This is a genomic window from Paraburkholderia sp. (genome assembly GCF_047605525.1).
Lineage (GTDB): Bacteria > Pseudomonadota > Gammaproteobacteria > Burkholderiales > Burkholderiaceae > Paraburkholderia.
Genome location: NZ_JASGFN010000006.1, coordinates 64,294 through 79,425, shown reverse-complemented (window position 1 = coordinate 79,425; position 15,132 = coordinate 64,294). Strand labels below are relative to the sequence as shown.

The 15,132-nt window shown below is 65.7% G+C and carries 16 protein-coding genes; 5 read left to right on the top strand and 11 right to left on the bottom strand.

Translation table 11 applies throughout. The annotated features are described in order from the left end of the window. The 5 genes from QM685_RS10720 to QM685_RS10700 are packed head-to-tail and all read left to right on the top strand — an operon-like array spanning window position 1 to window position 5,390. Window positions 1-1,131, top strand: a complete 1,131-nt coding sequence (locus QM685_RS10720) for an ABC transporter ATP-binding protein (protein ID WP_415115563.1) — start codon at window positions 1-3, stop codon at window positions 1,129-1,131. Further along, window positions 1,128-1,982, top strand: coding sequence for an ABC transporter permease (locus QM685_RS10715; protein ID WP_415115561.1), 855 nt, complete (start codon window positions 1,128-1,130; stop codon window positions 1,980-1,982). The genes QM685_RS10720 and QM685_RS10715 overlap by 4 nt, the downstream gene beginning before the upstream one ends. Continuing rightward, entirely contained in the window at window positions 1,979-2,758 is a 780-nt protein-coding gene (locus QM685_RS10710; protein ID WP_415115559.1) for an ABC transporter permease, read from the top strand. The genes QM685_RS10715 and QM685_RS10710 overlap by 4 nt, the downstream gene beginning before the upstream one ends. Window positions 2,759-2,802: 44 nt before the next feature. Next, entirely contained in the window at window positions 2,803-3,942 is a 1,140-nt protein-coding gene (locus QM685_RS10705) for a M24 family metallopeptidase (protein WP_415115557.1), read from the top strand. A 20-nt stretch (window positions 3,943-3,962) separates the two neighbouring features. Then, on the top strand, window positions 3,963-5,390 hold the full coding sequence (locus QM685_RS10700) for a M81 family metallopeptidase (protein WP_415115555.1): 1,428 nt from the start codon (window positions 3,963-3,965) through the stop codon (window positions 5,388-5,390). Between the two features lie 105 nt (window positions 5,391-5,495). Here the strand turns inward: QM685_RS10700 and ureG are convergent, their stop codons facing one another. The 11 genes from ureG to urtC all read right to left on the bottom strand — a co-directional run bounded on the left by ureG (window position 5,496) and on the right by urtC (window position 15,131). Next, on the bottom strand, window positions 5,496-6,152 hold the full coding sequence (ureG, locus tag QM685_RS10695; RefSeq protein ID WP_415115553.1) for an urease accessory protein UreG: 657 nt from the start codon (window positions 6,150-6,152) through the stop codon (window positions 5,496-5,498). Window positions 6,153-6,179: 27 nt separating this feature from the next. Beyond that, a complete protein-coding gene (locus QM685_RS10690; RefSeq protein ID WP_415115949.1) occupies window positions 6,180-6,860 on the bottom strand; it encodes an urease accessory protein UreF in 681 nt (226 codons plus the stop codon). Then, entirely contained in the window at window positions 6,847-7,482 is a 636-nt protein-coding gene (gene ureE, locus QM685_RS10685; RefSeq protein ID WP_415115551.1) for an urease accessory protein UreE, read from the bottom strand. The genes QM685_RS10690 and ureE overlap by 14 nt, the downstream gene beginning before the upstream one ends. Window positions 7,483-7,484: 2 nt before the next feature. Further along, a complete protein-coding gene (ureC, locus tag QM685_RS10680; RefSeq protein ID WP_415115549.1) occupies window positions 7,485-9,191 on the bottom strand; it encodes an urease subunit alpha in 1,707 nt (568 codons plus the stop codon). A 98-nt stretch (window positions 9,192-9,289) separates the two neighbouring features. Continuing rightward, window positions 9,290-9,595 carry an urease subunit beta gene (locus QM685_RS10675; RefSeq protein WP_415115547.1) on the bottom strand — a complete coding sequence of 102 codons (306 nt, stop codon included), beginning with the start codon at window positions 9,593-9,595 and terminating at the stop codon, window positions 9,290-9,292. A gap of 25 nt (window positions 9,596-9,620) precedes the next feature. Continuing rightward, window positions 9,621-9,923, bottom strand: coding sequence for an urease subunit gamma (gene ureA, locus QM685_RS10670; RefSeq protein ID WP_154565940.1), 303 nt, complete (start codon window positions 9,921-9,923; stop codon window positions 9,621-9,623). Between the two features lie 110 nt (window positions 9,924-10,033). Beyond that, the gene (locus tag QM685_RS10665; protein ID WP_415115545.1) at window positions 10,034-10,846 is read right to left on the bottom strand and encodes a transporter substrate-binding domain-containing protein; all 813 of its coding nucleotides are present in this window, start codon (window positions 10,844-10,846) and stop codon (window positions 10,034-10,036) included. A gap of 269 nt (window positions 10,847-11,115) precedes the next feature. After that, window positions 11,116-11,997, bottom strand: coding sequence for an urease accessory protein UreD (locus QM685_RS10660; RefSeq protein ID WP_415115543.1), 882 nt, complete (start codon window positions 11,995-11,997; stop codon window positions 11,116-11,118). A 307-nt stretch (window positions 11,998-12,304) separates the two neighbouring features. Next, window positions 12,305-12,997: an urea ABC transporter ATP-binding subunit UrtE gene (gene urtE / locus QM685_RS10655; protein ID WP_415115947.1), complete on the bottom strand. Its 693-nt coding sequence runs from the start codon at window positions 12,995-12,997 to the stop codon at window positions 12,305-12,307. A gap of 41 nt (window positions 12,998-13,038) precedes the next feature. After that, entirely contained in the window at window positions 13,039-13,902 is an 864-nt protein-coding gene (gene urtD / locus QM685_RS10650; protein ID WP_415115541.1) for an urea ABC transporter ATP-binding protein UrtD, read from the bottom strand. Continuing rightward, entirely contained in the window at window positions 13,902-15,131 is a 1,230-nt protein-coding gene (urtC, locus tag QM685_RS10645) for an urea ABC transporter permease subunit UrtC (RefSeq protein ID WP_415115539.1), read from the bottom strand. Before urtC ends, urtD begins: the two co-directional genes overlap by 1 nt. Window position 15,132: the final 1 nt, after the last annotated feature.

Below are 15,132 nucleotides of genomic sequence, written 5' to 3'. Positions count from 1 at the left end.
ATGAGCAAGTCGATGAGCGCCGGCGCCAGTCTCGAACTGCGCGGCATCACCAAAACCTATGGCCGCGCGGCGGCCGTGCGCGATCTGGATCTGAAGATCGAGGCGGGAGAGTTCGTCACGCTGCTCGGTGCGAGCGGTTCGGGCAAGACCACTTCGCTGATGATGCTTGCGGGCTTCGTCGAACCGACGTCGGGGCAGGTGCTGATCGGCGGCGAGACGGTGACGGGGCTCGCACCCGCGCAGCGCAATCTGGGCGTGGTGTTCCAGAACTACGCGCTGTTTCCGCATCTGACGGTCGCACAGAATCTCGCCTTCCCGTTGCAGATGCGCCATCTCGGCAAGAAGGAAATTGCAGCGAGAGTCGCGCAACTGCTGGAGACGGTGCAGCTCGCGGACAAGGACCAGCGTTATCCGCGCGAATTGTCGGGCGGCCAGCAGCAGCGCGTCGCGCTGGCGCGTGCGCTGATCTTCGATCCGCGTGCGTTGCTGCTCGACGAACCGCTCGGCGCGCTCGACAAGAATCTGCGCGAACGCATGCAGCACGAGATCAAGGCGCTGCATACGTCGCTCGGCACGACGATGGTGCTGGTCACGCACGATCAGGAAGAAGCGCTCACACTATCGGACCGCATCGCGGTGATGCACGACGGCGCAATCGCGCAGATCGGCTCGCCCGCCGATCTCTACGAACGGCCGCTTACGCGCTGGGTCGCGGAGTTCGTCGGTCAGTCGAACCTGCTGGATGGCGTGGTGCAATCCGTGGATGCGGGGCGCGCGGTGTTGCGCCTTTCGAATGGCGCGGCACTCGATGGCGCGAGCGCGCCGTCGCTGCGTCCGGGCGAACGTGCGAGCGCGTTGCTGCGTCCCGAGCGCATCGTGCTGGCGAAGCGCGGCGAACGGGTCGCGAGCGAAGGTGCGAAGCTCGACGCCGTGGTCGTCGATTCGCTGTATCTCGGCCATACGGTGAAATACACCGTCACGCTCGCGGACGGTCAGACGCTCGTCGTGCAATTGCCGAATACGGGCGCATCGTCGATGCCCGTCGTCGGTGACGCCGTCACGCTGCACACCAACGCCCGGAGCGCATGGCTGATGCCCACGGCCGTGGCGCAGGTGGAGCAGGCGGCATGAGTGCCGTTCCGATGCGCCGCACGCGTGCGCCCGCCTTCTGGCTCCTGTTGCCGCTGATCGCGTTCGTCGGGGTGTTCTTCATTTATCCGCTCGGCGCCATGCTCGTGCGCGCGATCCATGACAAAACCGGTTTCACGTCGGTCTACATGCTGCGCATCCTGCACGAACCGGCATATCTGATCGTGCTGCGCACGACCTTCGTGATCGCCGCACTTGTCACGATCCTCACGCTCGTGATCGGCTACCCGCTCGCTTATTTCCTGTCGCAGCGCAAGCAGCGCACGGCGACGCTTCTGATGATCCTCGTCGTCATTCCTTACTTCACGAGCGTGCTGGTGCGCACGTATGCGTGGATGGTGCTGCTCGGCAGTCACGGGATCATCAACGATCTGCTGATCCGTCTGCATCTGATCGACGCGCCGGTCAAGCTGCTCTACAACCGCATCGGCGTGCTGATCGGCATGACGTACATGCTGCTGCCATACATGGTGCTCGCGCTCTACAGCGTGATGCGCTCCATCGATGCGCGTCTGTTGCTCGCCGCTGAAAGCCTCGGCGCGGGCCGCGCGCGCGCGTTCTGGCGCATCTTCTTTCCGCTGTCGATGCCTGGCGTCGCGTCGGGCGGCCTGCTCGTGTTCATTCTGTCGCTCGGCTACTTCATCACGCCCGCACTGATGGGCAGTCAGCAGGACAGCCTGATTTCCATGGTGGTCGAGGCGCAGATCGAAACCTACTTCGACTGGAACTTCGCGTCGGCGCTCGCCGCCGTGCTGCTCGCGAGCACACTGGTGCTGTTCGCGCTGTACGAACGTTTGATCGGACTCAACCGGCTTTTCGAGGCAAAACTGTGAACCCGCGTGGAACGAGCCTGCCGCTCGCGATCTTCGCGATCGCCGTGCTCATCTTCATGGCCGCGCCCATCGTGCTCGTGTTTCCGCTCGCGCTGAACGACGCCGGCTATCTGTCCTTTCCGCCCAAGGCGCTTTCGATGCGCTGGTTCGTGTCCGTGCTGACCGACCCCGACTGGCTCGCATCGATCTGGCTGAGCGTGCGTATCGCGTTTCTGTCGACGCTGGTCACGCTGACGATGTCGCTGCTCGCGTCGCTGGCGCTGGTGCGGCATCGCTTTCCGCTCAAACGCGCGGTGTACGCGCTGATCCTCTTGCCGATGATCGTGCCGAACATCATCGCGGCCATCGCGATGTTCTTCTTTTTCTCGGACGTCGCGGTGTTCGGCAACATCGGCGCGATCGTGATCGGCCACGCGGTCGTGTCATCGCCGATCGCGGTCATCATTCTGTCGTCGACGCTGCAGGCATTCGACGGCCGCCTCGAAGACGCCGCGCTGAGTCTCGGCGCGAGCCGCATCACCGCGTTTCGCCGCATCACGCTGCCGATGATCGCGCCCGGCGTGATGTCCGCCGCGATCTTCGCGTTCCTGACATCGTTCGACGAATTGCTCATTGCGCTGTTCATGGCAGGCACGTCGTCGCAAACCTTGCCGGTGCGCATCTGGAATGCGGTGCTCTTCCAGCTCGACCCGAAAATCGCAGCGGTCAGCGCGTTGCTCGTCATCGTTTCGGCTATGACGCTCGGCCTGAGCGCGCTGGCTGGCCGGCGCGCCTGATTTCCCCCGTAAGAAACTCATTTCGCGCGATTCGCGCCCGACCCATGACCATCGATAAGAACCTGCTGTTTTCACTCGACGAATACCGCGACCGCCTGGAAAAAGTACGCGCTGCGATGCGCGCGCGCCAGCTCGACACACTGATCATCGATCAGACGGACTTTCTGTTCTACATCAGCGGCTTCGGCATCTCGGAGAACATGTACCGCGCCTGCGTGGTGCCGCTCGAAGGCGAACCGGTGTTCATGCTGCGCTCGATGGACGAACTGCCGTATCTGGAAACCACATGGCTTTCGCAGCATGTCGGCTTCTCCGACTGGCAGGACCCGATCGAAGTGCTCGCGCAACTGCTGCGCGAGCGCGGCTGGGACGCGGGACATATCGGCCTCGACGGCGATTCGTATTGCATGACACTGAACCGCTTCAACCGTCTGAAGGCCGCGTTGCCGCAGGCGCGCTTCGGCGATTTCTCCGGTGTGCTCGAAGCGCTGCGCGCACGCAAGTCGCCCGCCGAAATCGAATACGTGCGCCGCGCGGCGGCCATCGGCGATATCGCCATCAGCGAAGCGCTCGCGGTGGCGGGCGTCGGCAAGTCGGAGCGCGATGCCGCCACCGCCGTGAGCTACGCCTTCATGCGCCACGGCGCGGATTCCGGCCGCGCGGGCCCCATCACCAACGGAGTCGGCGATGCCTTTTTGCACGGCAATCTGCACAGCCGTCCGCTGGAGCGCGGCGAAATCCTGCATATGGAACTGCTGCCTTTCGTGAACGGCTACAGCGCGCGCATCATGCGTCCCGCCGTGATGGGCGAGGCGAGCGACGCGCAGCAGCGCATCGCGTCGCAACTGCTCGGGATTCAGGATCGCCAGTTCGCCGCGATGCGACCCGGCGCAGTGGCGAAGGACATCGACGCGATTGCACGCGACGCGATTCTCGCGGCAGGGCTGCGCAGCACGTTCCCGAACATCACGGGCTATACGCTCGGCTACTATCCGCAATCGACGCCGCATACGAGCGACTTCACGCGCGTGTTCCTCACCAATTCGGAGTGGGTGCTGGAAACGGGCATGATCTTCCACATGTACGTGTCCGCGAACGGTATCGCGTTCAGTGAGACCGTGCTCGTGACGGATGACGGCATCGAGCTGCTGACGCGCAGTCCGCGCCGTCTCGCAGTGGTCTGAGCTTTGCGGAGAGCGCGTCGATGAGAATCGCGGTCGGTGGCATTCAGCACGAGACCAACACGCACGCGGCGGTGACGCCGCTCGATGCCTTCATCCTCGGCGGTGGATGGCCGGGCTGGCAGAAGGGCGCGCAGATCGCGGCCACACTCGGCGCGATGAACCTGCCGGTGAGCGGGGCAATCGCCGCACTCGCCGCCGATGCACGCGTGGGCGAGGGCAACGTCGTGCCGCTGATGTGGGCGGCGGCGACACCATCGGGCCGCGTCGAGGACGCCGCGTTCGATGCGCTCGCGGATGAACTCATCGCGCGCCTGCTTGATGCCGGACCGCTCGACGGCCTGTATCTCGACCTGCACGGCGCGATGGCGACCGTCTCGCACGACGATGCCGAGGGCGAACTGCTCGCGCGCATACGCACCCGCGTGGGCGAAGCGCTGCCCATCGTCGTGAGTCTCGATCTGCACGCGAACGTGAGCCGCCGCTCGTTCGACCTGTGCGATGCGATGGTCGTGTACCGCAGCTACCCGCACGTCGACATGGACGAAAGCGGCGTGCGCGCGGCGCGTTTGCTGATGGCGCGCGTCGAACGCGGGCGTCCGTGGGCGAAGTCGATGGCCGACATCGCATTCGTTGCGCCGCTTACCGCGCAATGCACGCTCGCGGAACCGGCGCAATCGCTGATGGCGCTGCTCGAACGCACGGAAGCCGGCGAAGGTCTCGTATCGATGTCATGGGCGAGCGGCTTTCCGCTGGCGGATGTCGCCTGCCGCCAGCAAAGCGTGCTCGTGTATGCGGACGAAGCGGGCACGGCAAAACGCGTGTCGGCGCGCTTCGCGCAGGCCGTCGAAGCGCAGCGGGAACGTTTCACGGAAGCGCCGCTTTCTCCCGATGCCGCAGTGGACGAAGCGCTTCGCCGCCTCGCCGCGCAACCCGGCCTGCCGGTCGTGCTCTGCGATACCGACGACAACCCCGGTGCAGGCGCGGCGTCCGACAATACCGCGATTCTCCGTGCGCTGGTCGCACGGGCTGCTTGTCGTGCCGTGGTTGCAGTCGTCTGCGATGCACAGGCTGCAAGCGACGCGCATGCCGCGGGCGTCGGTTCACGCATCGAACTCGCGCTCGGCGGACGCGCCGACGCGCCGGGCAACCTGCCCTACGAGGCCGTATTCATCGTCGAACGCATGACCGACGGGCGCTTTACCGGAACCGGCCCGATGTGGCGCGGATCGCCGATCGACCTCGGTCCGATGGCCTTGTTACGTGTCGAACACACCGACGTGCGCGCGATCGTCTCGTCCCGGACGATGCAGGCCGCCGACCGGTCCATCTTCCGCCATGTCGGCATCGAGCCGCAGACGATGCAGGTGCTTGCGCTGAAAAGCTCGGTGCATTTCAGGGCGGATTTCAATGCGATCACGTCGTCGGTGATCGTGGTGCGCCAACTCTGACGCATCGGTTAGTGCGTGGCTTCGATGGCGGCGGTGGGAGACAGCGTCGTCTCATTTTGGGTGACTCGCATCGGTATCGGCGATTCGCCAGATTCGCGAAGAGCTTCACACCTTCAACAATCCCTTCTTTTCGATAAACCTCACCACCTCGCTCAACCCGTCGAGCGCCTTCAGATTGCACATCACGAACGGCCGCTCGCCGCGCATCTTCTTCGCGTCCGACGCCATCACGTCGAGATTCGCGCCGACCAGCGGCGCCAGATCCGTCTTGTTGATCACCAGCAGATCCGACTTCGTGATGCCGGGGCCGCCCTTGCGCGGAATCTTCTCGCCGCCCGCGACGTCGATCACGTAGATCGTCAGGTCCGACAGTTCCGGGCTGAACGTCGCCGCGAGGTTGTCGCCGCCCGATTCGATGAACACGATGTCCGCGTCGGGAAAACGCGTGAGCATGCGGTCGACCGCCTCGAGATTGATCGACGCGTCCTCGCGGATCGCCGTGTGCGGGCAGCCGCCCGTCTCGACACCCATGATCCGCTCAGCCGGCAGCGCGCCCGCTACCGTCAGCAGACGCTGATCTTCCTTCGTGTAGATGTCGTTGGTGATCGTGACGAGGTCGTACTGGTCGCGCATCGCCTTGCAAAGCATTTCGAGCAGCGTGGTCTTGCCCGAACCGACCGGGCCGCCGACGCCCACGCGCAGCGGCGGCAGCTTCTTCGTGCGGGTCTTCGTAGAAGCGGCGGGATGATGAGGTGCGTTCATGATGGGTCGTGTGACCGTGTGGTCGTGCTATGAGCGGAAGAGCCGCGAATACTGCGACTCGTGACGCGCCGACAGAATGCCGAGCTGCGGCGCGAACGTGTTGATGTTCTCACGCGAGGTGGCGAGTGCGCGCGCGACCGCCGCGTCGATCGGCTCGCGCAGCGCGACGATGATGCGCTGTCCCGCGAGCTGGCCGAGCGGCACCGCCTTCAGCGCAGCGGCGGCCTGGTTCTCGACCCAACTGAACGCGTACGCGGCGAGCGCGGCGTCGATGGCGGCGTCGTGCGCGTGAGCGGCGAAGGCGAACGCGGTCGGTTGCGCGAGCGGCGTGAGCGACGCGAGCGTCGCGCGGCGTGACGCATCGCCCCATTCGAGCGATACGCATAGCTGTCGCAGCGACCAGCCCATCTGTTCGGTTTCGCGGCGCAGTTCGGCGGATTCGCGGCTCGCGAGAAATTCGGCGTTCGCATCGCCGAGGCCCGCGGCGTCATGCGAGCGCCAGCGCTCGATCTGCTGCGCGAGGAAGGGCAGCTCGCCGCGCGCGAGCACGTCGGTCAAACCGCTTTCGATCCACGCGCGCGCGGAATCGGCGTCGGTGATCAAACCCGCTTCGATAGCCGCTTCGAGTCCCTGCGAATAGCTGAACGCGCCGATCGGCAGCGCCGGCGACGCGAGATGCAGCAGCGCGGTGAGTTCAGCGATGCGCATGATGATGCGGGTGATGCGCGTGGCCGCAACAATCGTCGTGAGTGTGGTCGCCGTGATCGTGACCGTGATCGTGTTCATGCGAGTGCGAACCCGCATGCTCATGCCCGTGATGCTCACCAAACACCTGCTGCGCGAGCGCATAGTCTTCGGCGAACGTCTCGTCGTGCCCATGCTTATGCCCACCGCCATACGCACCCGCTTCCGGCTGAAACGGCAACGACACCTGTTCGACCGTCGCGCCGATGCGCGCGAGCATATCGGCGAGCACCGGATCGTATTCGAGCTTCAGATAATCGGTACCCACCTCGACCGGTGTATGACGGTTGCCCAGGTGATACGCGGCGCGCGTCAACGTCAACGCATCGTTCGCGCGCACCAGCAGCACCGCTTCCGGTTTCGCGACGATACGCACGAGGCCGCCGTCATCGGCAACGAGCACATCGCCGTCGCGCAACACGGTGCCGCGCGGCAGCAGCAGGGCGATTTCCTCGCCGTTGTCGAGCGTCGCGGCGAGCCGGCTCCTGCGGCGCTCATCGAACGCAAGCGTCAAGGTCGGCGCGCGCTTCACGAGCACCGGAGCAATCTTCAGATGCGGCGCGAGCCGCTTGTCGAGTGTGCGCATGATCAGAACAGGAGGTAGCGTTGCGCCATCGGCAGCACGGCGGCCGGCTCGCAGGTCAGCAGCTGGCCGTCGGCGATCACCTGATAGGTTTCCGGATCGACGCTGATCGCCGGGCGCCACGCGTTGTGAATCATGTCGGCCTTCGTGACGCCGCGGCAGTTCTTCACCGCGACGATGCGTTTGCGCAAACCATAGCGTTCGGCGACGTTCGCGTCGGCGGCGAGTTGCGACACGAAGGTCAGCGACGTGCGTCCCAATGCGCCGCCGCGCGTGGCGAACATCTCGCGATAGTGAACCGGTTGCGGCGTCGGAATCGACGCGTTCGGGTCGCCCATCTGCGCCATCGCGATCATGCCGCCCTTGAGAATCAGCGACGGCTTGATGCCGAAAAACGCCGGTTCCCAGAACACGAGATCGGCCCACTTGCCCGGCTCGATCGAACCGACCTCGTGCGCGATGCCATGCGTGAGCGCCGGATTGATCGTGTACTTCGCGACGTAGCGCTTCGCGCGGAAATTGTCGTGGCGCGCGTTGTCCCCGGGCAGCGCGCCGCGTTGCACCTTCATCTTGTGCGCGGTCTGCCACGTGCGGATGATCACCTCGCCGACGCGGCCCATCGCCTGTGAGTCGGACGACAGCATCGACAGCGCGCCGAGATCGTGCAGGATGTCCTCGGCCGCGATCGTCTCGCGGCGGATCCGCGATTCGGCGAATGCAATATCTTCCGTGATCGACGGGTCGAGGTGATGGCACACCATCAGCATGTCGAGATGTTCTTCGAGCGTGTTGACCGTGTACGGCCGCGTCGGATTGGTCGACGACGGCAGCACGTTCGCTTCGCCGCACACCTTGATGATGTCCGGCGCGTGGCCGCCGCCCGCGCCCTCGGTGTGATACGTGTGGATCGTACGGCCCTTGAACGCGGCCACCGTCGCTTCGACGAAACCGGCTTCGTTCAGCGTGTCGGTGTGAATTGCGACCTGCGTGTCGGTGTCGTCGGCGACGGAAAGGCAGTTATCGATCGCGGCCGGCGTCGTGCCCCAGTCCTCGTGCAGCTTCAGGCCGATCGCGCCCGCGGCGATCTGTTCGAGCGCGGGCCGCGGCTGACTCACGTTGCCCTTGCCGAGAAAGCCGAGATTCATCGGGTAGCCGTCGGCCGCCTGCAGCATGCGCTCCATATGCCACGGCCCCGGCGTGCAGGTCGTCGCGTTGGTGCCGGTCGCGGGACCGGTGCCGCCGCCGATCATCGTCGTCACGCCGCTTGCGAGCGCTTCGTCGATCTGCTGCGGGCTGATGAAGTGGATGTGCGTATCGATGCCGCCGGCGGTCACGATCAGCCCTTCGCCCGCGATCACTTCGGTCGACGCGCCGATCGCGATCGTCACGTCCGGCTGGATGTCGGGATTGCCCGCCTTGCCGATCGCGGCGATACGGCCGTCCTTGATGCCGATGTCGGCCTTCACGATGCCCCAGTGATCGAGAATCACCGCGTTCGTGACGACGGTATCGACCACCTCCGCATGCACGCGCTGCGACTGGCCCATGCCGTCGCGAATCACCTTGCCGCCGCCGAACTTGACCTCTTCGCCGTAGGTCGTGAAGTCGCGTTCGATCTCGATCACGAGTTCGGTGTCGGCGAGGCGCACGCGATCGCCGGTGGTGGGGCCGAACATCTCCGCGTATGCGCGGCGGCCAATGCGTAGTGTCATGGTGTGGGTCCGGAGCAACCAGGTTGCAAAGAGGCGGCGGAGCAAAGCGGTCGAAGCCGATAAGCGCGCGGCGCGGGCAGCGGCGCGTTACGGGCATCTCACAGCTTGCCCATCACCTTGCCGTTGAAGCCGTAGACGATGCGCTCGCCCGCCAGCGCGACGAGCTCGACCGTGCGCTCCTGGCCGGGCTCGAAGCGCACCGCGGTGCCGGCCGCGATGTTCAGGCGAAAGCCGCGCGCCGCTTCGCGGTCGAACGTGAGCGCTTCGTTCACTTCGTAGAAATGGTAGTGCGAGCCGATCTGCACCGGCCGGTCGCCGGTATTCGACACGACCACCGTGACGGTCGCGCGGCCCGCGTTGAGCTCGTGCTCGCCGTCGTCGATGAGGAGTTCGCCGGGAATCATGAGGCCCGCCTTGACGATGAAGGATTCAGGGAATCGGATGATGAACCGTGACGAGCTTGGTGCCGTCCGGGAAGGTCGCTTCGACCTGGATGTCGGGGATCATCTCGGGCACGCCCTCCATCACGTCGGCGCGCGTGAGCAGCGTGGTGCCGTAGTGCATGACCTCGGCGACGGTCTTGCCGTCGCGCGCGGCTTCCATCAGCGCGGCCGTGATGAAGGCGACCGCCTCCGGATAGTTCAGCTTGAGGCCGCGCGCGCGGCGCCGTTCGGCCAGTAGCGCGGCGGTGAAGATCAGCAGCTTGTCCTTCTCGCGAGGTGTCAGCTTCATCGGATGTGAGTTCCGGCGTTATCGGGTCGTGGCGGCGTCGTCCGGATGTCGTGACGACGCGCGGTTAGCCGGTCACGGTATCAAGTCCGGCTAACGGCACGCTTACAGATTCACAGATCGGCCGGCAGCGGCGCGCCGAACCACTTCTTCGACATCGCCTCGAGCGTGCCGTCGTGCTTCGCCTGCGCGATCGCGGCGTCGACCTTCTGTTGCAGACGCGGCTCGTTCCGGTTCATGCCGACGAAGCACGGCGAGTTCTTGATCACGAATTTCGGCTCCGGACGGCGCGGCGGATTCTTCGCGAGAATCGCCGCCGCGACGATGTTGCCGGCCGCGATCAGTTGCACCTGACCCGACAGGAACGCGGCGATGGTCGCGTTGTTGTCCTCGAAGCGTTTGATCGTCGCGTTCGGCGCCATCTGCGTAAGGGCGATTTCCTCGAGCGCGCCGCGCGTCGCGCCGACCGTCTTGCCGGTGAGATCGGCGGGGCCGCTCACCTTGATGTCGGCGGGACCGAACACGCCCTGGTAGTACGGCGCGTACGCGGTCGAAAAGTCGATCACTTTCTCGCGTTCGGGCGTCTTGCCGAGCGACGAGATCACCAGGTCGACCTTGCCCGTCTGCAGATACGGAATGCGGTTCGCGCTGTTGACCGGCACGAGTTCGAGCTTTACGTTCATCGCTTTCGCGAGCAGCGCGGCGGTGTCGATGTCGTAGCCCTGCGGTTTCATATCGGGGCCGACCGAGCCGAACGGCGGATAGTCCTCGGGCACGGCCACCTTGAGCACGCCGGCCTTCGTGATGTTGTCGAGCGTGTCGGCGTGCGCGGCGCTCGAATGAAACGCGAGGTCGGCGACGATGGGCAGGACGAGCAGCGCGGCGAGCAGCGCGCGGCGCGCGGGACGGGGAAGCAGTCGGATCATGGTGAGTGAGCGGTGGTGGTGTGTCGTTTGATGTTGGCGTGGTGGAGCGCGGACCGGCCGTCGTTGATGGGGGGCGGCAGGTTGCCGTCGAATACGTATCGAAACCCGCGCTTCATTGCGGTGGCAGACTATGCAAGCTGTGTGCCATTGCGTTGCGGCGAGGCCTCGCGGCGTCCGCGGCGGGTTCGCGCACGGCTTTGGGGCGCACGCGCGCGCCACGCTGGTGCGCGATGGGCGTTGTGAAGGTGAAAGGCTTGGGTGCGCGCCGCTCAGGTCGACCAGATCCGCAACGGCACGGCCGCAACGCCGTGCACGAGCGGCCGCAACTGCAGCCAGCAGCGCGTGAGCGAATGCTGCAGCGTCTCCATCGACCGCGATACCGCGCGCACCAGCAGCACGCCGTGCGTGACGCACGAAGCGGCGGCGCGCAGCGTATCGTCGAACGGCAGTTGCGCGCTCAGCGATTCGGCGAGCGCGTCGTCGCAGGCCGGACCGATCGCCCACAGCGTGCCGTACGCGGGAAATCCGGCGAGCCCCTGGGCCGCGTCGCGCAGCGGATCATCCGCCGCGAGACTCGCGCGCTCGAACCACAGCAACTCACCGCGCGCGCCGACGATGCGCGACACCGTGCGCAAACTTCCCGCCGACCAGCGTTCGCCGGCCGCCTGGCGGCCGAGTTGCGTCGCGTCCCAGCCGATCGCGGTGGCGCCGTCGGCGAGCGTCAGCGAAAAATCGAGTTGCGCATTCGCATGGTCGAACACGATGTTGTTCTGTGGCAGCCAGTCGAGCTTCGCGTGTTCGCCGACGCGTAACGCGATGTGTTGCCGGGCCGCGCGTCCGTTCGACTTGTACCATTTGGTCGCGCCCGGCGTCGTCAGTACCGCATGCGCGCGCGCGCCGAGCGCGATGTCGATGTCGAGCTGGTCGCCGCCCGCGATGCCGCCGGGCGGATGCACGATCACCGCGTGGCAGATCGACTGGCCTTCCGGATAGAGCGGCCGTTGCACGCGCAGCGGCCCGTCGTGCAGCCGATGCGCGAGCGTCGTGCGGGCGTCGCCGCCGACGAAGCCGAGTTCGAGACGCGCGCGCCACGGCGCATGCGCGGCAGGCTGCGCGGTGGCGAGCGTGGCGTGGTTTTCGTGAAGCGACATGCGAATGGATGGACGGGCGGCGTGGCGGAATGGAGCGGGAGAACAAGGGGCGGCGGCGCGGCGCGCATGGCGCCGGTGCTTCGCGTGGTCCATCGCATCTCCCGCTACGATGCGGCGAGGATAGCACGCATGGTCACATGGACAATTTGCCGCGCGCGCAGCGGTTTGCCCGGAATGCGGCGGCGTAGGGCGAAGCACGGCGGGACGGCACGAACTTCCGTTGCGTCGCGTGCTCGCCGAGGTTGTAACCAGTGCGCCGTTTCGAGGTGGCTCGAGCGCGATTCCGCCGATGATCAACCCAATACTGTCAAACCGCAATCAACGCCCGCACGCCGTCCTCGTCCATGTTCGCGCCGTCGCCGCCGGCGACGATCTCGCCGCGGCTCATCACCCAGTAGCGATCGGCGATCGCTTTCGCGAAGTCGTAGTACTGCTCGACGAGCAGCACCGTCATGCCCATTTCCTCGACCAGTTGCCGCAGCGTGCGGCCGATGTCCTGGATGATCGACGGCTGGATGCCTTCGGTCGGCTCATCGAGAATCAGCAGTTGCGGCTCGCTCATCAGCGCGCGGCCGATCGCGAGCTGTTGCTGCTGACCGCCCGACAGGTCGCCGCCGCGCCGGTTGCGCATGTCCTTCAGCACGGGGAACAGTTCGTAGATCCGCTCGGGGATTTTCTTCGGCGCCTTTCGGCTCGCCGCGCCTACCAGCAGGTTTTCCTCGACGCTCAGACGCGGAAAGATATCGCGGCCCTGCGGCACATAGGCGAGGCCCTGGGCGACGCGCGCATGCGTCGGCAGTTTCGTGAGCGGCGCGCCGCGCCATGCGATCGCGCCGCTTTTCGCCGGCACCACCCCCATCAGACAGCGCAGCAGCGTGGTCTTGCCGACACCGTTGCGGCCGAGCAGCACCGTCAGCTTGCCGTCGGGCACGGTCAGTTGCACGTCGCGCAGGATGTGGCTGCCGCCGTAGTACTGGTTCAGTTTTTCTACTTCGAGCATCGTCGTGAGGTCCTGTGCAATCCGCGATTCATCGGGCAAGTTCATCGACCCAGATAAGACTCGATGACCATCTCATCGCGCTTCACCTCATCGAGCGAACCGTGCGCGAGCACGCGTCCTTCGGCCATCACCGTGACCTTGCCGGTGTCGCCCGCCAACGCCGCGACGAACTCCATGTCGTGTTCGACGACCATCATCGAGCAGGTGCCGCGCAGGTGGTTGAGCAGTTCGGCGAGCTGCATCGTTTCGTCGTCGGTCATGCCGGCCGCGGGTTCGTCGAGCAGCAGCAGCGCCGGTTGCTGCATCAGCAGCATGCCGATTTCGAGCCGCTGCTTCTGCCCGTGCGACAACTCGCCGGCGAGCCGCCGCGCTTCGCTTTCGAGGCCGATCAGCGCGAGCGTTGCCTCGATGCGCGCCTGCGCGTCGCGATCGAGCCGCGCGCGCAGCGACGCCCACCAGCCCTTGTCGGTCTTCATCGCGAGTTCGAGGTTCTCCCACACCGGATGCTGCTCGAACACGGTCGGCTTCTGGAATTTGCGGCCGATGCCCGCGCGCGCGATCGCGGGTTCGTTCATCCGCGTCAGATCGATCGACTGGCCGAGGAACACCTTGCCGTCGTCGGGCGCGGTCTTGCCGGTGATCACGTCCATCATCGTCGTCTTGCCCGCGCCGTTCGGGCCGATGATGCAGCGCAGCTCGCCCGCGTCGATCGCGAGCGTCAGCGCGTTCAACGCGCGAAAGCCGTCGAAGCTGACGGTCACGTCCTCCAGATAGAGGATCGTGCCGTGCGACACGTCGATCTCGCCGGGCACGACTATGTGCCCCATGTTCGCGACGCCGCTCAACGAGCGTTCGGGCGGTGCTTCGGGTAAATCCAGATCGGGAACCATCGGGTTTTCGTTCATCAGCGGTTCCTTTTGCGCGTCAGCAGATCGGCCAGACCCATGATGCCGTTCGGCAGCAGCAGCGGCACCAGCACGAAAATCAGGCCGAGAAAGAACAGCCAGTACTCGGGGAAGTTCGCGGTGAAAAAGCTCTTCGCGCCGTTCACCGCGAACGCGCCGATGATCGGGCCGATCAGCGTGCCGCGTCCGCCGACCGCGACCCAGATCGCCATTTCGATCGAGTTGCCCGGCGACATCTCGCCCGGATTGATGATGCCGACCTGCGGCACGTACAACGCGCCCGCGATCCCGCACAGCACGGCCGACACGGTCCACACGAACAGCTTGTACGCGAGCGGGCTGTAGCCGAGGAACATCAAACGCGTTTCGCCGTCACGCACCGCGGTGACGACGCGCCCGAGCTTCGACGTGACGATCGCGCGCGCGCCGAGAAACGCGAGGATCAGCACCGCGAACGTGATCAGCAACAGCGCCGCGCGCGTGCCCTGATGCGTGATCGGAAAGCCGGCGATGCGCTTGAAGTCGGTAAAGCCGTTGTTGCCGCCGAAGCCCGTTTCGTTGCGATAGAACAGCAGCATCGCGGCGAAGGTCATCGCCTGCGTGATGATCGACAGATACACGCCCTTCACGCGCGAGCGGAACGTGAAGAAGCCGAACACCCATGCGACCACGGCCGGCACGAGCACGACGAGCAGCAACGCGTAGCCGAGATGCTGCGTGCCCTGCCAGTACCACGGCAACTGGTGCCAGTCGAGAAACACCATGAAGTCGGGCAGATCGCTGCCGTACTTGCCGTCGTGGCCGATCGCGCGCATCAGGTACATGCCGATCGCGTAGCCGCCGAGCGCGAAGAAGAGGGCGTGGCCGAGGCTCAAAATGCCGCAGTAGCCCCACACGAGATCGAGCGCGAGCGCCGCGATCGCGTAGCACATGAACTTGCCGGTGAGCGTCATCGCATACGCGGACAGATGCAGCGCGCTGGTCTCCGGAATCACGAGCGCGGCGAACGGCACGCCGAGACCGAACGCGATGATCAGCGCGATCAGCGCGAGCCATGCACGGCGCGACAACAATGCGGGCCGTGGCGGCAGGCCGAGCGCGAAGCCGGCGCTGCTGTCGCGCGCGCCCGTTATGCCGCTGCCTGCAACGCCGGCGCGCGATGTCGAACCGGAAGACGGGTCTGTCGACGGGTTTGCCGATGAGGTTGCCGATGAGGTTGCCGATGCCATC